This window comes from Ruegeria sp. (assembly GCF_965221235.1).
Taxonomy (GTDB): domain Bacteria; phylum Pseudomonadota; class Alphaproteobacteria; order Rhodobacterales; family Rhodobacteraceae; genus Ruegeria.
Map to the genome: position 1 here is coordinate 475,528 of NZ_CBDCRS010000003.1, position 21,158 is coordinate 496,685.

At 58.3% G+C, this 21,158-nt stretch carries 17 protein-coding genes; 6 read left to right on the plus strand and 11 right to left on the minus strand.

The annotated features are described in order from the left end of the window. Positions 1-20 precede the first annotated feature (20 nt). Positions 21-1,577, plus strand: a complete 1,557-nt coding sequence (locus tag ACOQOY_RS02590; protein ID WP_420583926.1) for a trimethylamine methyltransferase family protein — start codon at positions 21-23, stop codon at positions 1,575-1,577. 8 nt (positions 1,578-1,585) lie between these two features. Here the strand turns inward: ACOQOY_RS02590 and ACOQOY_RS02595 are convergent, their stop codons facing one another. The 3 genes from ACOQOY_RS02595 to ACOQOY_RS02605 form a co-directional block, all read right to left on the minus strand. Continuing rightward, positions 1,586-2,104, minus strand: coding sequence for a ferritin (locus tag ACOQOY_RS02595; protein ID WP_420583927.1), 519 nt, complete (start codon positions 2,102-2,104; stop codon positions 1,586-1,588). Between the two features lie 175 nt (positions 2,105-2,279). Then, on the minus strand, positions 2,280-4,688 hold the full coding sequence (locus ACOQOY_RS02600; RefSeq protein ID WP_420583928.1) for a YbcC family protein: 2,409 nt from the start codon (positions 4,686-4,688) through the stop codon (positions 2,280-2,282). Positions 4,689-4,702: 14 nt separating this feature from the next. Then, a complete protein-coding gene (locus ACOQOY_RS02605) occupies positions 4,703-6,253 on the minus strand; it encodes a proton-conducting transporter membrane subunit (protein WP_420583929.1) in 1,551 nt (516 codons plus the stop codon). A 104-nt stretch (positions 6,254-6,357) separates the two neighbouring features. On the opposite strand from ACOQOY_RS02605, the gene ACOQOY_RS02610 reads away from it, so the two are divergent. From ACOQOY_RS02610 to ACOQOY_RS02620, 3 genes are all read left to right on the plus strand, one after another. Beyond that, positions 6,358-7,248 (plus strand): LysR family transcriptional regulator, encoded by an 891-nt coding sequence (locus ACOQOY_RS02610; protein ID WP_420583930.1) that lies wholly within the window; start codon positions 6,358-6,360, stop codon positions 7,246-7,248. 87 nt (positions 7,249-7,335) lie between these two features. Continuing rightward, positions 7,336-8,379 (plus strand): glycosyltransferase, encoded by a 1,044-nt coding sequence (locus ACOQOY_RS02615; RefSeq protein ID WP_420583931.1) that lies wholly within the window; start codon positions 7,336-7,338, stop codon positions 8,377-8,379. Beyond that, on the plus strand, positions 8,376-9,245 hold the full coding sequence (locus ACOQOY_RS02620; RefSeq protein ID WP_420583932.1) for a sulfotransferase family protein: 870 nt from the start codon (positions 8,376-8,378) through the stop codon (positions 9,243-9,245). Before ACOQOY_RS02615 ends, ACOQOY_RS02620 begins: the two co-directional genes overlap by 4 nt. Before the next feature lie 13 nt (positions 9,246-9,258). Here ACOQOY_RS02620 and ACOQOY_RS02625 read toward each other — a convergent pair whose 3' ends face one another. From ACOQOY_RS02625 to ACOQOY_RS02660, 8 genes are all read right to left on the minus strand, one after another. Continuing rightward, entirely contained in the window at positions 9,259-10,485 is a 1,227-nt protein-coding gene (locus ACOQOY_RS02625; RefSeq protein WP_420583933.1) for a glycosyltransferase family 4 protein, read from the minus strand. A gap of 4 nt (positions 10,486-10,489) precedes the next feature. After that, positions 10,490-11,794, minus strand: a complete 1,305-nt coding sequence (locus ACOQOY_RS02630) for a lipopolysaccharide biosynthesis protein (RefSeq protein WP_420583934.1) — start codon at positions 11,792-11,794, stop codon at positions 10,490-10,492. Between the two features lie 147 nt (positions 11,795-11,941). Further along, complete coding sequence (locus ACOQOY_RS02635) at positions 11,942-12,685, minus strand: hypothetical protein (protein ID WP_420583935.1); 744 nt, start codon at positions 12,683-12,685, stop codon at positions 11,942-11,944. After that, positions 12,675-14,003, minus strand: a complete 1,329-nt coding sequence (locus ACOQOY_RS02640) for a hypothetical protein (protein WP_420583936.1) — start codon at positions 14,001-14,003, stop codon at positions 12,675-12,677. The genes ACOQOY_RS02635 and ACOQOY_RS02640 overlap by 11 nt, the downstream gene beginning before the upstream one ends. A 44-nt stretch (positions 14,004-14,047) precedes the next feature. After that, complete coding sequence (locus ACOQOY_RS02645; RefSeq protein ID WP_420583937.1) at positions 14,048-14,785, minus strand: SDR family oxidoreductase; 738 nt, start codon at positions 14,783-14,785, stop codon at positions 14,048-14,050. Next, positions 14,782-16,110 (minus strand): FAD-binding protein, encoded by a 1,329-nt coding sequence (locus ACOQOY_RS02650; protein ID WP_420583938.1) that lies wholly within the window; start codon positions 16,108-16,110, stop codon positions 14,782-14,784. The genes ACOQOY_RS02645 and ACOQOY_RS02650 overlap by 4 nt, the downstream gene beginning before the upstream one ends. Then, positions 16,107-16,529, minus strand: coding sequence for a GtrA family protein (locus ACOQOY_RS02655; protein ID WP_420583939.1), 423 nt, complete (start codon positions 16,527-16,529; stop codon positions 16,107-16,109). The genes ACOQOY_RS02650 and ACOQOY_RS02655 overlap by 4 nt, the downstream gene beginning before the upstream one ends. Before the next feature lie 2 nt (positions 16,530-16,531). Further along, positions 16,532-17,785 (minus strand): UbiA family prenyltransferase, encoded by a 1,254-nt coding sequence (locus tag ACOQOY_RS02660; protein ID WP_420583940.1) that lies wholly within the window; start codon positions 17,783-17,785, stop codon positions 16,532-16,534. Between the two features lie 335 nt (positions 17,786-18,120). Here ACOQOY_RS02660 and ACOQOY_RS02665 point away from each other — a divergent pair, with 335 nt between their 5' ends. Both ACOQOY_RS02665 and ACOQOY_RS02670 read left to right on the plus strand, forming a co-directional pair. After that, the gene (locus tag ACOQOY_RS02665; protein WP_420584024.1) at positions 18,121-19,836 is read left to right on the plus strand and encodes a type I secretion system permease/ATPase; all 1,716 of its coding nucleotides are present in this window, start codon (positions 18,121-18,123) and stop codon (positions 19,834-19,836) included. Next, entirely contained in the window at positions 19,836-21,152 is a 1,317-nt protein-coding gene (locus ACOQOY_RS02670; RefSeq protein ID WP_420583941.1) for an HlyD family type I secretion periplasmic adaptor subunit, read from the plus strand. Before ACOQOY_RS02665 ends, ACOQOY_RS02670 begins: the two co-directional genes overlap by 1 nt. Positions 21,153-21,158 lie beyond the last annotated feature (6 nt).

Sequence of the window (21,158 nt, forward strand, 5' to 3'; positions counted from 1 at the left end):
AACAGGAGGGAGGGCATCTGATGGCAAGGTCAAAAACACGCAGACGCGGCCGCGACCAGCGGCTGGAAGCCTCGCAGAACCCGGAAACCGAGGCGCCTCCGGTCTGGCCCGGCCTTAGCGGTGGGCGGTTCCGCCCTCTGACCGAAACCGAAATAGTCCAGATTGACGAGGCCGCACTGACCCTGCTGGAAACGCTTGGGATGTCTCAGGCGATCCCGTTAATGGTCGACAAGGTTCTGGCCGCAGGTGGAGCGATTTCGGATACCGGGCGGCTGTTGTTCCCGCGGGAGTTGGTGCGCGGCGCGATCCGAAACGCGCGCCGCGATGTGGTTTTGCACGGGCAAGACCCCGCGCATGATCTGGATCTGTCAGGGTCACGCGTCCACATGTCGTCAGGCGGCGGGGCACCGGGGGTTTTCGACCTTGATACAGGGGCTTATCGGGATGGGTCATTGCAGGACCTCTATGATGCCGCCCGGCTGTGCGACGCGATGGAAAATATTCACCATTTCTCGCGCTCGATCGTAGCACGCGACGTCGAAGACAACCTTTTGATGGATTTAAACACCGCCTATGCCTGCATTGCCGGGACGTCCAAACATGTGTCGATCTCGATCTCGGAACCCGCTCACGTACCGGCGGTTCGGGACCTGTGCTACATGCTTGCAGGCGGAGAGGCCGCCTTTCGCGCCCGCCCCTTCCTGACCGTGATGGTCTGCCATGTTGTGCCGCCCATGCGCTTTGCCGAAGAGGCCTGCGAAGTGCTTGAGCTTGCGATCCGCGCGGGGTTTCCAGTTCAGCTGATCTCGGCCGGACAAGCAGGTGCGACCAGCCCTGCGACGATTGCCGGGTCGCTGACCCAAGCCATCGCTGAAACGCTGGCCGGGCTGGTTTTTGCCCAACTGGTCGACCCGAATGTCGCCGCCTTATTCGGCCCCAAGCCTTTGGTCGCGGATTTGCGTACAGGGTCGATGTGCGGCGGTGGGGGTGAGCAGGCAATCCTGATGGCCGCTGCCGCGCAAATGGGGCGGCATTACGATCTGCCCACGACCTCAATCGCCGGGATCACCGACGCCAAGACTCATGACGCGCAATACGGGGCCGAGAAATGTCTGGCCGTGTCGATGGCGGCGCAGGCCGGGTCAAACCTGATCACCCAGTCCTGCGGCATGCAGGCCAGCCTTTTGGGCGTCAGCCATTCCGCATATGTGATCGACAACGACATGCTGGGAAACATCCTGCGCACCGTGCGCGGGGTCGAGGTCTCGGCCGAGAATATCGGTGCGGATGTCATCGCGAATGTCTGTTTGGGTGAAGGTCATTATCTGGGTCACATGCACACGTTTACCCGGATGAAATCCGACTATTTCTACCCTCATCTGGGCGATCGCCGCCCGCCGCGCGAATGGGAGGCTGACGGCGCGCACCCTATCGGCGACACGGCGCGGGACAAGACCCGCTGCCTGCTTGCCGAACATTTTCCACAACATATACCGCAGGGGTTGGACGATAAGATCCGTGACGTATTTGACATTCGCCTGCCCCGGTCTGCGATGGGCCAAGGATCAGACCTCTGAGCTATGTGTCAGGCCCCGGCGCCCTGCGCCGCCATTTTAGCCGATATCTCGGACACTTCCTTGTCGATGTAATACAGGGAATGCGGGCCATCTCCGATCAGTCTGATCCGGTCGATGATGCCTTGAAACGTCTTGATTTCTTCGCGTTGCTCGATGACGAACCACTGAAGAAATTCAAATGTACTGTGATCGTCGGCTGCTTGCGCTGCTTTAACCGCCGCATTGATGCCTGCGGTCACCTTTTTCTCATGATCGAGGATGATCTGAAACAGCTCCTGAACTGATTCCGTTTCCACTTTGGGTTCCGGCAAGGCGTGAAAGCGGATAGGCCATTCGCAATCCACCAGATAGTTCAGCATCTTCTTCATATGCGTCAATTCTTCGTCTGCATGTGTCAGCAAAAGCTCTGCGCAGCCATCCAGATTACGCTCAACACACCAAGCCCCTGCCTGCCAGTACAGGTGGGCCGCACGCAATTCGCCATTCATCAGATCGTTAACAATGTTTGCGGTAGAAGCGTCAGACATAAAAACCTCGGTCGGAAAATGGGTCGCGGCCGCCCTTAGACGCGCAAGGCCACGGGTTTCAGATTGTTATCTGGAAATATCAGGGGAAGCGGTTGTTATGTCAACGAAACCACGCGGTCCGTCCAATCCGAAAAGCCGGGGGCAGAATATCCTGCGCCCCGGCTTTTGTTCCGGATTATTCGGCTGCGATGGCGTGATCGGACGGGGCGCGATCAGGGATAGGTGTCCAGGACAGATCACCGTCATAGCGCCACGCGAGCTTGCCATTTTCGTCCATGGCGATCAGATGCAACCAGCCATTGTCGAACAAGGCGCGCACTTCGGGATGGCGGGACAGGATATCCGACATTGCCTCGCACGGGGCCTCAATAATCACCGACAGGCGCAACGGGTCGTGTTGCAGGCGCTCGCCATCATGGACCGACTGCCAAGGCAGGCCCGGACGCGGCGCGCCGTTGTTACCTTCGAGAACTCCGATCCCGCCGACCACATTGTGCAACAGCTTGTTTCCGCCGCCGAAAAGCCGCGGTGCGACAGTCGAACCGTAATATTGCAGGCTGATCCAGCTGACGACCACAACAGGCGCGGTCATGATCAGCTCCAGAACACCGAAACCGTCATCCTTGCGCCAGTCGTAATTGTGCAGGAACGCCTGCCCGGCAAGATCCGCACCATCCGTGCGGTTACGGGGGGCTGCGACAAAGGCGCGGCACCCGGCAAGGCCCCATTCGGGCCGGGTTTCGGCCCAGTCCTGTGCCCGCCGCTGAATGTCGGTGGCCGCGTTGGCGCGCGGCAAACGGGCTGCGCGCTCGGCCCGGGCCAGCTGTCCGGCATCCGCCAGCCACTTTTTCACCTGCTTAAGGTCATTGGCCCAGTCGCCGAGTGGCAGATCCTGCTCGAACAGGCTGACCCGGTCGGTCGTGGTATAATGCATCGCAGGCAGGAATGCGGTGTCGTCAGGTATGTTGATCCCTTCCGAACGCAGCCCAAGGCGAACCTGGGCATCGTTCAGCAGCCCCGCCAGCAACCTCGCGTTGACGTCTCCTGCGTGGCCACCGCAGGCCCCACAATGCAAGGCGCTTTCATGCGGGTTGTTGGTGACATCCGCGCCGTGACCGGCCAGCAGGACGATCCGGGCGAAATTATCGGTCAGCGACATGGCCGTCAGAACCGTTTTGGCCATGCCAATGCGGGTTTCCAGCGCAAGGTTCGGATCCAGCTGAGGGGCCGGTTCCGGTTTTCCTTTGCCCGCCAGACCTAACGCATCGCGCACCAGTTTCCCAGCATACAAAGGTCCCGTCGCCTCGACAAAGGCGAAGGACGATACCGCCGCCAATTTGAAACGACCCCACGCCCGCTTAGCCCGCGCGGTATAGCGGCGGGTCAGTTCGGCCCCGGCAGGCTCTTTGGCACAGGATGCCACGCCCGGGTTCAACAACACCGGTCCGCGTTGTTCGACAACGTCTGAACCGGCAGCCATATGTGCGCTTGCAAGGCCAAAGAACCCAGCAAAGCCGAGGGTTTCAATGCCACTATCCTGCGCCTCGAAGGCGCGACGGAACACTTCCGAACGCACGTCAATGCAGAACGCTGCCTGCACCTGCGGACGACCTTCGGTGGCGCGCGCAGGACCCGGCAGCAACTGCTCTGCCAGCTTGCGTTGCTGGGCCCGCTCAGCAGCCTCTTGCAATACCGCGTCGATGACAAAATCGGTTGTCGGTGTGACCGGAGCCTCATGTGCGGCCACAGTTTCGGCCCACCGATCTGCAATCTGGTCCTCGTACAACTCGTACAGAGCTTCATCGAAGACCATCCGCAGGGCCAGCAACTCGGTCACAGTATTGTCCTGTCCACCCTTCAGTTCGGCATCCCACAACAGGTAACGCGCGTATTGCGCCCAGCCTCCCATCGTGCTCAGCCAGCGGTGATAGGCGGTGGCGGCGGCATCACTGCTCAGCCCCAGCCGTTCCGAGGACCGGCCAATCGCGCGCCAATGCGAGCGGTTGGTTCCCGCCACAAAAGCGCCAAAGCCCTTCAAACCATGAATTTCCGGCGTTAAATCGCGCGAGGCAAACTCGCGCCACGCGCTGAATGCGCCCCCGGTCCGGGCCTGCTGCCAGAGCGCCTGACCCTGATCGAAATGACTGGCCGCCCAAATGCCGATGCGATCCTCGATCAGGCCGGGCCAGTCGGTGCCTGAGACCTCAGCCGCCAGTTCAGCGACGGTAGGCAGAGCCTGAGGTTGCTCGGCCAGCTCGCGCACGGCTGTCAGAATATCGCCAAGGCTGGGAACGTTGAACTGCCCCTCGATTGCAGACAACGCCTCAAGGATGTCGGCCTCGGTGATCTCACCAACGTCCAGCTTTTCGGCCCAGTGCCGCCGGTCAGGTGTGATCCGCGTGCCAGCGACCCGCGCCAGACGGGCCGACGTGACGGCCAGCGGCTCATTCGACTGACCAAGGAACGGGTTCACGGCAACATTCGCGTTCAAGGGGAACAGCGGCGGGATTGCTTTGGCCGCTGCTTTGGCCTCGGCCACCAGTTCCAGCAGTGGGGCGGGGTAGGATTCGAGTTTGGCAAACATGGAATTGCTCCTTCTCAGGCTGCGGACCGCTTGGACCAACCGTCCAGCAGCTTGTCGAAAATCGCGTTGGCATAGAGACCGTTAGACAGATGTACCCGCAGGCCCGCGGCGGCCGGATGCGGCGCCCAGAGCGGGAACGTTGCCTGCGCCACGGCCACCAGCCCAAAGCTGAGCAAGGCAAGCACGATCAGCGCCCATTCCAGCGGCCCCGGTGCGGGTGTTGCAGGCAGCGCACCCGCGGTCAGATGCTGCGCGATAACCTGAAGTGCGAAATAACTGACCGACGTCACCAGCGCATAGACCACCGTCCGCTGAGTCAGCTGGCGCGGGGCAGCATCGGCAAAGCCCTGTGCCAGCAAGTAGGCCACACCAAAAATCAGGATGACGCCCAAAGCGATGGCCTGCACCGACTTGCCATCAAAGCCCAGCAGCAGGCCGACCAGAGCGTAAATCACAATCGCCGTAGCGAACGCCCGCAGAACGTTACTGGCGCTTGGCACCGCAATCGGACCGGGCCGGTTGATCGCCGCTACATTGCGCACGGCCTCGCCCGAACTGAGGAACGCATGTGCCTTGTACAGCGAGTGCGCCACGATATGCAGCAGCGCCAGCGGGAACAGCGCAAGGCCGCACTGCATCACCATGAACGCCATCTGGGCAATCGTGGACCATGCCAGCGAGGTTTTGACCGCAGGCTGCGTCAACATCACCAACCCGCCGAACAGAGCGGTGAACCCGCCCAGCATCACAAGCAGGGCCATCACCCCCGGCGCGGTTAGCATCACATCGGCAAAACGGACCAGCAGGAAACCTCCGGCGTTGATCACACCCGCATGCAGCAGGGCCGAGACCGGCGTTGGGGCCTCCATTACTTCGGTCAGCCAGCCATGCACCGGGAATTGTGCAGAGGCCAGCACCGCAGCAACCGCAATCAGCAGCGCTGCCATCATCGTCATCCACCCGGCCTGAACTGTGGTCAGGATCGTGTGGATATCGGTGGTGCCGGTTGCGGCGATCATCAGGATCACAGCGGCGGCCAGTGCACATTCACTCAGCCGGGCGACCAGTGCCTTTTTGCGGGCGGCGCGTTGGGCGGTGGCGCGTTCAGGGTAGAACAGCAGCAGTTTATGCAGGGCAAGGCTTGTGGTGGTCCATGCCACCAGCAATTGGATCAGGTTTCCGGACATCACCAGTAACAGCACCGACGCCAGCGCCAACGCCATCCACTTCGTGAACAACCCCTGCCGTGTTTCGCCATCCATATAGGTGGCCGAATAGCGCAGGACGACCCAGCCGATAAAGCTGACCAGCACCAGCATTACCGCGCTGACCGCATCCAGCCGCACCGACAGGCCCACACCGAACGCTCCGATCAGGCCCGAGGTGCCAGAGCCGTTCACAATCAGCATCACCGCCGACAGGGCAGCAACCAGAAAGGCCGCGAAACCTGCGGCCTCGGCCACCTGTGGAACGCGGTCAGGGCGCAGGCCCGGATGACGCCCGGCATAGATCGCGGCGGCAATCAGGATCAGCGGGCTGAGTATCGGTAAATAGAGGTAAAGCATGGCGACATTCCCTGTGTCTCGGGTTTGGCACAGGTAGTTAGGGCAGATTATGTGTCATTAAAAATTCATTGTTCTACGGGTTACGTTCTATTATTTAGAACGATATGCCATTGAACTATCACCATCTGCGGTACTTCTGGGCCGTGGCCCATGACGGAAACCTGACCCGCACAGCGCAGCGGCTGAACCTGTCGCAATCGGCCTTGTCCGTTCAGATCAAACAGCTGGAAGAACGGCTCGGCCACGACCTGTTTGAGCGGCGCGGGCGGCAATTATACCTGACCGAAGCAGGGCGCATCGCGCTGGACCATGCCGATGCAATTTTCTCAGCCGGACAAGAGCTTGTCGCCACGCTGACCGAAACCGTTCAAACCCGCAAAGCGCTGCGGGTCGGGTCATTGGCCACCCTGTCCCGCAACTTTCAGATTGGTTTTCTGCGGCCCATTCTGTCTCGGCTGGATGTCGAGGTAATTTTGCGATCCGGCAGTCCAACCGAGTTGATGGAGGGGTTGGAGACGCTGAATCTGGACCTTGTGCTAATGAACCGCCCCCCACCCGATGACAGTCTGACACCGTTTGAAACGCATCAGATCGCCGAACAACCCGTCAGCATCGTCGGAACGCCGGATCGACTGGACCCGACCCGACCGATCAAGGACTTGCTGCGGGATCAGCCCTTTATTTTGCCCACAACCGACAGCAGCGTGCGCACCGCGTTCGATGCCATGGCCAGCCGATTGTCAGAGCGGCCTCAAATCGCCGCCGAGGTCGACGATATGGCGATGATGCGCCTGCTGGCTCGCGAAGATATCGGGCTGGCGCTGGTCGCACCTATCGTGGTGAAGGACGAGCTGACCTCGGGCCGGTTGGTCGAGGCGCATGAGCATCCGCGCATCAAGGAAAGCTTCTACGCCGTCACCCTGCGCCGCCGGTTTCCGAACCCGTTGGTGCAGGACCTGCTGTCGCATGACCCCAATCCCGCGATTTCGCAGTAAAGATGCCACAACCTTAAGGCGATGGACATCAACGCCGATCTGCTCTAACACAAAAGAAAACCGGGCCGGACCGAGCAGACAAGTACCATGCCAGACACGTCGCCTGAGCGAAAAGTAATCGTTGCCTGTCCCTGCCTGAACGAAGCACACAGGGCTGTTGCCGCGATTGAGTCTCTGCTCTGCGATGACCATGCGGACGAGTACGACATTCTTGTGCTGGATGGTGGCAGTTCAGATGGCACGCAGGACAAATTGCGCAAGGCTTTTGGTGACCGGATCGAGCTTATTCATAACAACCAAAGATTGCAGTCCCATGCCCTTAATATGGCCGCCGGGATTGCGCGAGACCGCGGGGCAGAGTTTCTGGTTCGGGCCGATCTGCACGCTCTGTATCCAAAGAACTTCGTCTCGACACTTTGCAGAACGGCGCATGCAACAAGGGCCAACAGCGTGGTTGTATCCATGCACACGCAAGGCGGGAATCGCGTACAGGATGCCGCCAGATATCTGTTCTCGATCTGGTTGGGAAACGGTGGGGCACGGCATCGCGTCCCAGGGTATCGGGGCTGGGTCGACCACGGGCATCACGCTCTGTTCCGTGTCGAAGATTATCTTCGGGTCGGCGGCTATGATCCCGAATTTTCCGCCAATGAGGATGCCGAGTTCGACCTGCGCCTGACCCACGCAGGCGGGCGGATATTCATGGAGGGCGACGCGGCAATTGACTATTTCCCGCGCCCGACCTTGCAAAGCTCGTTCCGGCAGTTCTTTCGCAACGGGCGGTATCGGGTCAGAACCGCTGCCAAACATCGTGAACGGCTGAGCAAGCGACAGCTGTTACCTATGGCAATTGTCCCCGTACTGACGCTGGCTGCTGTGTTGGGGTTGTTCACGCCTTGGGCGCTTTTGGTTCCGCTTGGGTATGTTTCATTGGTGGCCTATCTGGCCGGGCGTGACGCACGCGCCGTTCCGGCAGAAGTTTGGACTCTGGCTGCCCTTCTGGCGATTGTAAATCACGTCGGTTTTAGCGCCGGAGCGCTTCGCGGCGTTCTCGACCAATTCCAACAAAAACGACAACGGGCAAGCGGGTTGCACAGCCACAACGCCCACCCCGGAGGGGTTCAGAAATGAAGCCGAACCTTTTTCTTGTGGCCGCCCCTCGATCCGGTTCGACACAGCTTGCCGCATGGCTGTCGTCCCATCCCGATGTTGGCCTGCCCCCGATCAAAGAGCCCAATTATTTCTCACAACACGAGTTTCCGGCTGACTACGTCGCCCAGCACCATCTGAATGACGTGGATCCTGCGAGGTATGTGGCGCGGCGGTCGACCAAAGTGATGCAATTCGCCATTTTCCGAGAGCGCACGCAGTACGAATACCTGTTTCAGGGGCTGACATCTCGCTGGCGCATGGATGCCTCAACCACCTATCTGCATTGCCCAGAGGCGGCGCAGAATATCCGGGACTACGCCCCTGATGCAAAGGTTATCCTGCTGACCCGCGACCCGGTGGCCCGCGCATTGTCGCATTACCGGCTGGCTACGCGCACAGGTCGCACCACCCGGTCGCTGCGACAGGAGATTGAGGCGGAAGCCAACGGTGAGACCCCCCTGCCCGGTCGGTTTTTGCTGCGCCAAAGCCGCTACGACGCGGCAGTTGCCCAGTACCGCCGGGTCTTTGGCCCCGACAACTTTCTGGAAATCTCTTTCGAGAACATGATCGGCACTATCGACGTCACTTTGGCCCGGATCGCCGCATTTCTTGAAGTTGACCCCAACCGGTTTGACGTCTCTGCCGACGAACAAAACGCTGGGGATGCACCGCGCTTCAAAACGCTGAACGCTTTTCTGATGAGTTCCGGGGTCAAAACCCATCTGCGTCAGTTGCTGCCGGTCCGGGTGAAGCGGAAGCTAAAGGCGATCTATTTCAAACCCAACACAGAACGGGTCAGCGATGCCGACAAGGCTTTATTGAGGCATCACCTGGGGCTGGAATAGGCTATTTGGGCGGTTATATCTGCTCGTAAACCCCCAAAAGCCGATCCAGATGTCGCTGCATCGTCAGGGGAGCGGCCCAGTACCGGTCATAGGCTGCCTGCCCCAATTGCGCGGCATAATCGGCAGATGACAACCGTGTCAGGGCGTGGTCAAACCCTCCGCCCTCATCCAATGACCGAATATGCAGGCCTGTTTCTTCGTGCAAAACGGTTTCCCGCGCAGCGCACCAGTCGCCGCATATCACGGGGATGCCAAGCGCTTGCGCCTCGATCGGGACCAGCGGCTGACATTCATACCATTTGCTGGGAAACACCAAAGTGCGAGCATTGTGGAGGTGCTGTACGACCTCATCCTCTTGCTTCCACCCGAGGATGACAGCCTGCGGGTTGGCGGCCTTGATCGCACCTCTCAGCGGCCCATCACCTATAAACACCGCCGGGACTCGCGCCCTATGTGCAGCCCTTGCGAACTCCAATGCCCCTTTGGTTTCGACCAGACGTCCCACAAAACAGAAATCCGTATTGCCCGCCACGTTGACCGCTGGGCGTTTCTCGCTGACCGCGGGATTTGCGACCTGCCAAAGCGTAGTAGAAGGCGGGAAATACGGTTGCATGACTTCTTGTTGCACCGCGCTGATGTAAATCACGTTCCTGACCTTCGAGGGCAGCCCCCCGCGCGCACTCTGAACCAATTTGCGCGCCACGCGATACGCTTTGTGGGCCGGATGACGCAGATCACAATTTGTGCTCAGGCACCCAAGGCCCATGGCGGGCGTGTTGCAGATTTCATTGGTTTTGTAATTGTAGAAACCGCCATTGGGACAGGCAAAGAAGTATTCGTGCATCGTAAAGACATGGCGAATATCCGGGGCTGTCACCACCGGCCCTATGGCGCTGGACAGGCTTTTGGTCCAGCCGTGAACATGTACCACCGTGGCACTCAAATCTTCCGTGTCGCGGATTACCTCATCCAGTTTACGGGCGGCGGCATTATTCCACAGACCGTTTCGCGCAGCGCGGAGTTTCGACGGGTCGGACGCAATATCCTGTACGCCAATGCAATGCACCTGAATTCCCGCCGCCTGTAACCGGGGATCAACCGGCGCGACGCCGCAGAAAAACACAACGTCTTTGCCCGCCGCTTTGAGCGCCAGGGCGCTTTCGATGCACACTTTTTCAAGCCCGCCGCGAATGTCTCCGTAATCCATTACCAGAACGACGCGCTGGGTCCGGTTTGCCATGGCTTCAGACTTTCATTCGCAGGTGTGGATCTGGAAGGAGGAACCCCAAAAGGCTGGGATCTGTGCCAATCCGGCACCGGCACAATATCCATGCTTGGATATTCCAGGCGATGGTCGTCAGGGCCACGGCGCAGGCGCCTCCGAACGTACCATAGGCACTGACCATTGGGATCAGGGCAGCCAGACCGACGAAGTTCCAACCCAGAGACAAGCGTGCAAAGGCTTTTTCCTGCCCGGCCATCTGCATGAGGATTCCGTTCAGTCCGCTGGCGGCGCTGAAGGCAAAGCCCAGCGACATGACCAAAAGTTCGGGCTTGGCGACGGCATAGCCTGCCCCAAACATGCCGAGAACGACATCGCCGAAGGCCCAAAACACCACCAGCCCCAGCGCCGCGAATCCACCCGCCGCGCCCGAGACCAACCGGCATATGCTGCGCAGTTTTTCATGTGCGCCTTCGGCATAGGCCTTGGAGATCACTGGTGTCGCAGCGAGGTTTGCCGCCAACAGCAAAAGCGTCATCAACTGCGCGGTTTTCAGTGCTGCAAAGAATGGCGCGGTCTGTTCGGGATTCATGATCAGACCGATCACAACCACGGCAAGGTTCGGCCCCGAAACAACCACCACCGAGGCCAGCCAGAAGCTTTGCGACATGGCCCACCAGCCACGACGTTGCGCCACGCTACTCTCTTTGAAACCCTTTTGATATCGCGTGACCGGAGCGAGCGAAGCTTGCACAACAAGCCAGAAAATCAAGCTTCCTGCGCAGAGCAGAAAAGCCCAAACCGGGCTCAGCTTCGGCAGGATATTCAACAGAACCAGCCCCGCCACTGCAATCACGGTGAGACGCCACAGAATGTCCCGTGGGGCCAGCGCGCTCACAATGCGATTTTGGGTGCGCAGGACACTGGATTGAAGCTCGGCAAAGGCAATGGGCAGAACCAAAAATGCGGCGGCCACTATGGATGTGTTGCCGGCCTTTGTCAGGCCGAAGACAACAAGCACGAGGCCTGCTACGATCCCTGCGACCACAACATTGCGTGCGCCAAAGGCAATAGCCGCTGATCGTTGCACGGCAGACTCTGGGCCAGTGATCGCGGGCAATACCCGCAGGACCAACTGATTTTGCCCCATCAATGCAATCTGCCCTAGTATTAACGCGGCAGAGAACCCGAAGGCGAATGTGCCATAACCCTCAATATCCATCGCCTGCGCCAGAACCACCAGCATCAGATAGTTCAGCTGGGCGCTTGTCAGCTTGATCAGCAGGGCGAGGAATGTGGCTTTGAAAAGATCTGCTCGGATCGACATGTTTTCTGGTTAGTGGGGCCAAGGTCCACCATAACCTTGTGTTCTATCCTTGCGTGTGTTGCAATAAATTTCATAAACTTATGAGTTGCAAGGCATTGTGCCAAAGCAAACGTGGACGGACGGCAACACCCAACCGCCACCTCAACACTATGGTGTATGTTCCGTCAGCTCCTTCAATATTCGTTGCAGAGTTTCATGATCAGACTCCTGAAATTCGGACCCGATGCGATCACCATCAATCAAACTGGACAGCAACTCGATCTCTTGCTGCAAGTCGCCGGTATCGCCAGATTTTCTGAGCATTTCCAGGCGAGCAAGACGCAGGAATGAGGGATCGAGCGCCCTCCAGTTGATGAAGTAGCAATCGTCATCGACCTGCGTCAGCGCCTCAGTTAGCCCGTCGATCCGGAACCGCCACGTCAACTGTTCGTTGAGAAGCGAGATGTCAACATAATCCGCGCTCTGGATGTCCTGAACAAAGTAGTTTGCGGTTCCCCGGAAGACACCGACCGAGTCGGCGGCGGGAAGGGGAACTCCAAAATATGTGAGCTTTTCCTTACCCGGCGCATGAACGGCTATTTGAACGACCGACGGCAATACCGTGCCGGGGCCGTCGAACAGGATGTTGACGCTGGCCTCGCGTCGGATGCAACTGACCGTCAGAATAGCTGGGGATGCCCCGGACACGGCCTGCGTCGAGAAAACGACCGATGACTTATGATTGGGGTTCGGGATAAGGCTGGACCATGAACCGGCGGCGTGCGTCCTGTTTTCGTCATTCAAGATGCGCGCCGCCAGCGCATTTGGCGAGGTTTGCCGATCTTGGGCCAGACCCGGTGTGGTGCAAAAGCCCACAAGCGCCACGGCGATCATCCTGACGTCAAACCGCATCCTTGCCCCCCGATCCCGGCGCTGTGGCTGTTCGGCGCCCAAGCACACAGCCTGCGAAAATCGCGAACGTGATCATAGCCACGGTAAACACGTCTCCTGCATCGAATTTGATGATGTCAGGGGCCACCTTGCCCGGCTTGAGGAAAAACATGGATGCGAACAGAAACCACGCCAATGTATATCGCGTGATGCCATTGTCATACGTGGCCACTCCCGGCAGTTGAGACCAGCCGGGATCGGATGCCCATACCCGGGTAACCAGAGCCAGAGAACAGACCATCAGATACAGGCTCAGGAACCGGGTCCAGTCCAGAATGATCGGGAAAATCAGCACCTGCGCCACGATCGAAAAAGTGACGAGCGTGGCGGCAATGATTCCCATCACGGACCAGTTCTGAAAAACCCGCCTCATCCCGATCTTGCAGGCGAAGACCAAAAGTGGTCCCACGATCATGATCAGGGCCGCTGGCAGCTGAGACGCCCCGCCGTAGGCACGAGGCCCGACAAACCACTGCGCCTCTACAAAGTTTTGCCCGATATAAAAGAACGCCACATATTCATCCAAAGGCCTCAGAGCCCATGCCAATGGCATTTCCGAGTAAAACGCCGACATCATGGCATCGCGCTGCACGATGTCACCTGCATGGGTCACACTGTAAAGGAACACGGCCAAATCTATCAGGCCGATCAGGATACCGATCGCAAAAACCCGAATTGTAAGCGGCAGCGTTGTCAGCGCCACAAACAATACTGGCAGGAAAATCACATAGCCTTCGTGGATAAGCAAAAGGGGTGCAGTGAGCAAAAGCAGGACATAGATCGCAACCTCTCGCTTTTTACCTTGCGGCCAGGTTGCAGAAACAAAAAACAAAATACCCGCCAGACACAGCAGTAATGAATCTTTATGACCGGCAATGTTGTCGTTGAGGACGGGGGCGACAAAGCCGAAAGGTGCATAGATCAAAAACCACGCCCAGTGATTTCCGCGCAGCGGATAAAACAATCTGGCGGCAAAATATAGAAAGGCCATTGAAGTCACCACTGCCAGGCTGGTGACCATGGTCGCGAAATCCCACCCAAAGGTTCTGGACAGATAAAGCAGAATTTCACCAATAAACCCACGCCGGACAAAGCCACCGGCATAGTTTATTCCCCAATCAGTCATGTGGTAACTTGGGATCTCCGCCATGGATTGAATGATCGCCCGGGACGTCATCAAGGACAGCAGGCCAAAGTAACCGAAATAGATGACCGTCGCAGGCAGATTGATCAGACGCTGCGCCAAACCGCTCAAGGTCGATCCAATTGCTGTGTTCATGCCTTTGCGCATCTGGCGTCGTCCATTCCGTCCTAATGGGCTGGTCAAATTTGGGTTTTTTTGAAAATACCCTCGGGAATATTTCTGATCACCGACATAATGAGCTGCCAAATCGGCTTTACATAGATGACGTTTTTTCTTTTCTGCACAGCTTTGACGATGGCCTCTCCGACTTCTTCTGGCTCGGCGGTCAGTCGCGCAGGCAAATCCATACCGGCAGTCATTTGTGTATTCACGAACCCGGGCAGAACGGTGACGACATGAACACCGTCGTCGTACAGCCGGTTGCGCAGGCCTGAAAGAAAGGCCGTGAAACCTGCCTTCGCCGAGCCATAGACATAGTTTGAGGCGCGCCCGCGTACACCAGCAACCGAACTGATGCCAACCAATGTCCCCGCACCACGTTCGGCAAACGCGCTCCCGAGCAAAGCGAAGATTTGCGCTGGTCCTTCAAAGTTGCTGCGGAACACGGCCTGCGCGGCGGCTGTATCCACCTCATTCTCATCCTGATCTCCCATCAGACCAACAGCGCAGACCGCAATTTCGGGGAGGTCGGGCAGAGATGCGATGAAGGGCCCGAAACTGTCGGTATTCAGCACATCGAACTCAGCCAAAGTGACCTCGACGCCATAGCGCAACTGGATGTCCTGCTTTTCGGCCTCAAGCCCGGCGACATTCCGCGCGGCCAGTACAACCGGGTAGCCGGCGGCGGCTAATCCATGCGCGGTCGCAACTCCGATGTCCGAGCGCGCACCCAGAATTAGTGCTGAATTCCTGATCATAGACAAAGTCTTTCCGATTGTGCCGAGTGAAAGCGCTCGGACCACCCCTGTTCTCGCCTTGATGTCACAAAACTGTCCACTCGCCCGTCGGATCGGCGCAACACTTCCGCTGACATGCAGCTGTCTTTGGCCAGATAGAACCGACCTCCAAATCCGGCGGCGATGTCATATAAGGTGTCCTGAAGTTTCAGCGTTTTCTCATTCACCGGGAAATCAAGCGCCAAAGTGTACCCTTCTTGCGGGAATGAGAAACGGCTGTTCTGTGGTCCAAGCCGCTTGAGTACGGCCAGAAAGGACCCCAGCCCGTGCTTCGATATCTCGGTCAAAAGCGCGGTCAGCCCGTCCCGGGAACTGTTCAGCGGCAAAACGCATTGAAACTGCACGAAACCCTTGCGGCCATAGATTTTGTTCCAGCCCAGAATCGAATCCAGCGGATAGAAAAACCGGTCATAGTCCACAAGGCTTGTGCCCCCAGCCTTGCGTTGCCCCGCCCAATAATACAGCGCGTTGAAGGCGCGGACGCTGTACTTGTTCAGCGCAGCAGTAGGGCAATTGAAAGGAACGCTCAGCCTGCCTTTCTTTGCCATCGGATAGCGATTTGAAAGATGCCGGGGCGCCAAGTCTGATACCGTCGCGTGCGTACCGGACATGACAATAGACCGCCCCAATTTGTCACCAGCTCCCAGGCAGTCAATCCAAGCAACGGAATAGGTGGCCTGCTGCGTGTGATCGAAAACCTCTATCGCGGCTTCAAGGTTCGGGGCCACCTGGGCGGACTGGCGAATCCAGCCACTGTCCACCGGGCGCAGCCGGATCGCAGCGCGCAGGATAAAGCCGGTCAGGCCCATACCACCCAGCGAGCATTCAAAAAGCTCAACATTTTCAATGGGCGAGCACCTCTGCACTCGACCATCAGCGCCCATGATGTCGATCCAGTCGACGCAGCAGCGAAAACTGCCGTCAACATGGTGGTTCTTGCCATGAACATCCGCCGCAATCGCACCCCCGAGCGTGACGAATTTCGTTCCCGGCGTGACGATGGGAAACCAGCCGCGCGGAAGAAAGGCGTCGATGACGTCGCCCAGCAGAACTCCGGCTTCGGCGACCAATTGACCGGTGGTTTGGTCAAAGCTGATCATCTTGTTCAGGTGGCGTGTCTGGACGGTGGTTAAACTGCTGACCGCACTATCCCCGTAGGCTCGCCCATTGCCCCGGGCGATCAGGCTGGGGTGTTCCGCAATCAACTCACGCAGCGCATCCTCGGTGCGTGGTGCGAATATGTTGGTCTCTACGACCGGATACCGCCCCCATCCCGATACTTTCATCGCCGCACCTCGGGCGCGCGCCGGGAGAACACATATCGTTTGTCCAGATTGTATTTGACGACATACCCGATGCTCAACCCGATCACTGCCCCCAGCTCTCGCATGATGTCCGTTTTCCAAAGGACCCAGAACGCGGTCTCAAAACCCCAGAATATGCAGGTCGTGAAGATTCCCATGGTGGTATAGAGCGAGAACTTTTTGCCATGCTGCTTCAGGCCCGTATCGGAGTCGTAAAATATCCAGTGTTTATCCAGGATATATTTCACCACCAGACCTGCCAACGTGCCAACCGCCAGCGCAATCCCAAACTGCAAGTTGTTCTCTTGCTGCAACAATACCAATCGCTGCGCTGCTAGGTTCACGACGGTCGCAACGATGGCAAAGGCCGTGTACCGCAGAACAAGAGCGGACCGGGTCACAGCTATACCCCCAGCAGCGCGAACAAAAGGATGGCGGCAAGACACATCAGGCTTACCTTGTCTTTGGCTGCATAGATGACCGGGTCGTCGTGCATGGCTCCGCGATGTGCGACCATGAGAATCCGGGTGATCCAGAACAAAAGTACCAGACAGGCCCCCCACAACAGCTCGGGACGGCTGTAAAGTTCAGTGACTTCGGGTGAGTTCAGGTAAAGGCCCAGAACCAGCACCGAGACAAATCCGGCACTGACAGCAATCATCGAGATAATTTCCAGATCCCCCACCGTGTACCCCCGGCCGTTGACCTCGGGCTGGCCACGCTTTTCGTTGTCGATTAGTTCGGCTTGCCGCTTAACCGCCGCGAGGGACAAGAAAAAGAACATCGAAAACATCAGCAGCCAGACGGACAACGTAGTGCCCGTTGCCACGCCAAAGCTTATGAATGTGCCGTGGATGATCGACGCCTCGCCCGATGCGAATGGGAGGGCGCATTTTTTGGGTTGCGCCCGGTCTGCCGCCAAATCAAGCAGGTCGTTTGTTACATAGACACTGGAGACAACGGTGCAGAAGCACACAAATGCCACCAGCGAAACATAACGCGTTCCGGTGTCACATGCATGGCCCACCATCATGGGTACGAAGATCAAGGCGTTCTTCAGCCGCTGATGCGGCCTTAGCGCCGTGATATATGGCCCAAGCGTAGATGGCCGCGTGACAAGATGTTCAACCCAGCTGTTCGCCTGTTCCACTGCTTCGCGCACTAAGTCATCGGAATTGACCGTCACCGCATTGGCCGAATTCTTCCAAACGGCCACGTCAGCAACTGAATCGCCTACATAATTGTACCCGGTATCGCCAAACTTCTCAGTCAGAAACGCCTGCTTGTGTTCACCTTTGAGGTTCAGGGAACCGTTTGATCCATAGACCTCGTAAAAAATGCCAAGATGCGCGGCAACGTCCTGAGCGATTTTGTCGTCGCTGGCGGTGATCAGAACCGTTCTACCCCCTTTTGCTCGCCGGTCTTCGACATAGCAGATCACCTCGGGATCGTAAGGCAACGCAGCCACATCCAACGCAGCCTGATCAGACAAATAACGTTTGAGGGAGGCCCGTCCGCTGCGAAACGCTGCCACCATTCCGACCGGAGACATCCAATGTGCGGGCAAGTCGGCCCAAAATGTCTCGAACAGAATGTCGCTCCGCAACAGGGTCCCATCAAGACCTACACACAGAAATCGCGGCTTATCATCCAACAATTTTTACCGAACACCAATCTCACACCCAAATCTACACCCTTGTGTTAGCACATTTTTTGCGACCGATACACCTATGCCGTGCATCCGTATTGCGTGTCGGCGCGGCAACGCATCAACGGCTCGTTTTCGCGGAGCAATGCCGGCCCCCCGGCATGAAACTGCGCACGCCCTTAGGTTCTGCCGGCCTCGCGTTGACACCCATAAGGTTTTCGCCGATCCACCGACTCCGTCATTTTCAGCCCTGCGGTAACGCTCTAAGGTACTCTCACACCAAGTTGCCAAAGCAGCGCTGATAACAGAAACCAGAGGCTCCGTTCGTGAATACCCAAAATCGCATGATGCCCCGATATGAGCTGCGAAATGTGCGCAATCAGGGCATGACCTTTCTGGCTTTGGCCTTCCTGTTCAGTATCTTCGTCAACCTTTTGATGCTGACGGGACCACTGTTCATGTTGCAGGTCTACGACCGGGTACTGGGGTCCCGCGCGGTTGAAACGCTAACCGCCCTGTTTTTGCTTGTGGTGCTGCTCTATGGCCTGATGGCTATGCTGGATTACGCCCGAGGCCGAATCGTCGCGCGCTTCGGCGCGCGGTTCCAGTCGCAGCTGGATGAACGGGTGTTCGACGCAACCTTGCGACACTCATTGCATCCAAAGGCTCGATCCGCTCCGGCAACGGCATTGCGGGATCTGGAGTCCATTCAGAGGTTGTGCTCCTCGCCCATTTTGCTGGCGGTGATGGATATCCCTTGGACACCGGTGTTTGTGGCCGCGATCTTTCTGTTCCACCCTCTGCTGGGTTGGCTGGCTGTGGCGGGTGGCGTGCTGCTGATTGTCATTGCGTTGCTCAACCAGGGCCTGACCCATCAAAAGGTGGCCGACGCGCAGCGGGCCTCGGCCCAGGCAAATGCGTTCTCGGAACATGCCAGACAGGCGGCCGAGGTTGTCCGTTCACAAGGGATGCAGGAAGACATCACCAGACGGTGGCAAAAACAAAGGACCAACGCGCTACGTCAGACCATTGCAGCCAGTGACTGGACCGGCAGCTTTACCTCGCTGACGAAATCGCTGCGGCTATTGCTACAATCCACAATGCTGGCGCTTGGTGCGTGGCTGGTGCTGCGCAATGAATTGACGCCCGGTGCAATGATTGCGGGGTCGATTCTGTTGGGCCGGGCGCTTGCTCCGGTCGAGCAGGCGATCGGCCAGTGGGGCATGATCGAGCGCGCCCGCACCGCATGGACATCGTTGAACCAGTTTCTGGATTCCACTCCACCTGAAACGTCTCGCACTAAACTGCCCGTGCCCGAGGCAAAATTGGCGACCAAGGGCCTGACAGTCATCCCGCCCGGCGGAAAGACTCCGACCCTGCGCAACGTCACGATGCGGGTCGAGCCGGGCAAGGCGCTGGGTGTGATCGGCAAAAGCGGATCGGGCAAATCTACGCTGGCCAAGGCCTTGCTGTGCCTTTGGCAGCCTGCTGCTGGTGAGATACGTTTGGGCGGAGCCACATTGGACCAATATGACCCCAATGATCTGGGCCAACACATCGGGTATCTGCCGCAGGAGGTGACTCTGTTCAACGGAACCGTAGCCGAGAACATTGCCCGCATGTCCGAAAGCCCGGACCCCGAAGCGGTGGTTGAGGCCGCCAGAAAAGCCAAGGCACATGATCTGATCCTGAAACTGGACAAGGGCTATGACACCTTTCTGGAGGGCAATGACAGCCAGCTCTCCGGCGGGCAGAAGCAACGTATCGCTTTGGCTCGTGCGCTGTATGGCAACCCGGTGCTGCTGGTTCTGGACGAACCGAACTCGGCCCTGGACGCCGAAGGGACCGAGGCATTGAACGCCGCGGTACGGGATGCGAAATCCGCGGGTAAATCCGCAATCATCATGACGCACCGCCCGCAGGCGATCTCGGAATGTGATGAGCTGGCGGTGATGGAAAAGGGCCAGATCGTGAAATCCGGCAGCCGCGATCAGGTGCTGGGCGCAATGGTTCAGAATGCCAGCGCCATCAAACGCGGCCTCAGCCAGGTAGGAAGCTGATGCAGGACAATAAGAAAATGGACACCCGTCCGGTTTGGAACATCACGGCTCCGGCGATTGTGGGGTTTGTTGCTTTGGCCGTACTAGTCGGCGGGCTGGGAATCTGGTCAGTTCAAACCCGTCTGGCAGGGGCGATCATCTCGCAAGGCAATATCGAAGTGCAAAGCAACCGGCAGGTGGTGGAACATCCCGATGGCGGCGTTGTCGGTGAGATTTTCGTGCGCGACGGGGATGAGGTTGCCGCAGGTGATCTCATGGTTCGTCTGGATGACACGTTCCTGTCCTCCGAAAAAACGATCGTCGAAGCCCAACTGTTCGAACTGCTGACCCGCCGCGCCCGTCTGGAAGCTGAGCGTGACGGTCAGGACGCCCAGGCACTGGCCAGCATATTGGCCAACCTTCAGAAACAAGAAGGCATTCAGCCCGACTTGATTGCTGGGCAGCAAAACCTGTTCGAAGCCCGTCTGGAAACGCTGACCCAGCAGATTCAGCAACTGGGCAAGCAACGGGTTCAGATCGAAAGCGAGATTGAGGGCACCGAGGCACAGCTTGTTTCGCTGCGACGGCAGGTCGATCTGATACAGGATGAATTGAAAGACCAGCAGAGCCTGTTTGACCGCGGCCTGACCCCGGCCAGTCGGGTTTCGGCCCTGCAACGGGAAGAAGCCAGCCTGTTGGGTGAGATCGGGCGACTTGAAGCCTCGGTCGCACGTTTGGCAGGGCAGATTGCCGCCACCGAGATCGAGATTGTTGAACTCGAAGCCACACGACGCGAAGAGGCCATCACCGCGCTGCGGGACGTACAGGCCCAGATTTCGGAACTGGCCGAACGCCGTCTGTCTTTGGATGTGCGCCTGTCACGACTCGATATTCGCGCTCCTGTGGGTGGACGGGTTTACGGAAGCCAGGTTTTCGCGCTGCAATCGGTGATTCAGCCCGCGGAACCCATGATGTATGTGGTGCCGCAGGACACGCCATTGCTGGTAGCGGCGCGCGTCGAAGCAATCCACGTTGACCAGCTGCATATCGGTCAACCCGTGGCCCTGCGCTTTCCCGCCTTTAACCAGCGTGAAACACCCGAGATCGACGGCAAGGTCATCACGGTTTCGGCCGATACTTTCACCGATGAGGCCACAGGCATGACCTTTTACCGCGCCGAGGTCATCCCCGAAGAGGGTCAGGTGGATCGCCTGAACGGGCAGCCTCTGTTGCCCGGTATGCCAGTGGAAACCATGATCAAAACCGACGAAAGAACGCCTTTGTCCTACATGATCAAACCCATGGCGGATTACTTCAACCGGGCGTTCCGCGAATAGCCCGGT

Bases quoted from the DNA above. Each gene is read 5' to 3' on its own strand.
- ACOQOY_RS02605 (WP_420583929.1), bottom strand. From the start codon at position 6,253: ATGCTTTACCTCTATTTACCGATACTCAGCCCGCTGATCCTGATTGCC.
- ACOQOY_RS02650 (WP_420583938.1), bottom strand. From the start codon at position 16,110: ATGAAAGTATCGGGATGGGGGCGGTATCCGGTCGTAGAGACCAACATA.
- ACOQOY_RS02645 (WP_420583937.1), bottom strand. From the start codon at position 14,785: ATGATCAGGAATTCAGCACTAATTCTGGGTGCGCGCTCGGACATCGGA.
- ACOQOY_RS02665 (WP_420584024.1), top strand. From the start codon at position 18,121: ATGATGCCCCGATATGAGCTGCGAAATGTGCGCAATCAGGGCATGACC.
- ACOQOY_RS02595 (WP_420583927.1), bottom strand. From the start codon at position 2,104: ATGTCTGACGCTTCTACCGCAAACATTGTTAACGATCTGATGAATGGC.
- ACOQOY_RS02610 (WP_420583930.1), top strand. From the start codon at position 6,358: ATGCCATTGAACTATCACCATCTGCGGTACTTCTGGGCCGTGGCCCAT.
- ACOQOY_RS02630 (WP_420583934.1), bottom strand. From the start codon at position 11,794: ATGTCGATCCGAGCAGATCTTTTCAAAGCCACATTCCTCGCCCTGCTG.
- ACOQOY_RS02635 (WP_420583935.1), bottom strand. From the start codon at position 12,685: ATGCGGTTTGACGTCAGGATGATCGCCGTGGCGCTTGTGGGCTTTTGC.
- ACOQOY_RS02620 (WP_420583932.1), top strand. From the start codon at position 8,376: ATGAAGCCGAACCTTTTTCTTGTGGCCGCCCCTCGATCCGGTTCGACA.
- ACOQOY_RS02625 (WP_420583933.1), bottom strand. From the start codon at position 10,485: ATGGCAAACCGGACCCAGCGCGTCGTTCTGGTAATGGATTACGGAGAC.
- ACOQOY_RS02670 (WP_420583941.1), top strand. From the start codon at position 19,836: ATGCAGGACAATAAGAAAATGGACACCCGTCCGGTTTGGAACATCACG.
- ACOQOY_RS02640 (WP_420583936.1), bottom strand. From the start codon at position 14,003: ATGAACACAGCAATTGGATCGACCTTGAGCGGTTTGGCGCAGCGTCTG.
- ACOQOY_RS02615 (WP_420583931.1), top strand. From the start codon at position 7,336: ATGCCAGACACGTCGCCTGAGCGAAAAGTAATCGTTGCCTGTCCCTGC.
- ACOQOY_RS02590 (WP_420583926.1), top strand. From the start codon at position 21: ATGGCAAGGTCAAAAACACGCAGACGCGGCCGCGACCAGCGGCTGGAA.
- ACOQOY_RS02600 (WP_420583928.1), bottom strand. From the start codon at position 4,688: ATGTTTGCCAAACTCGAATCCTACCCCGCCCCACTGCTGGAACTGGTG.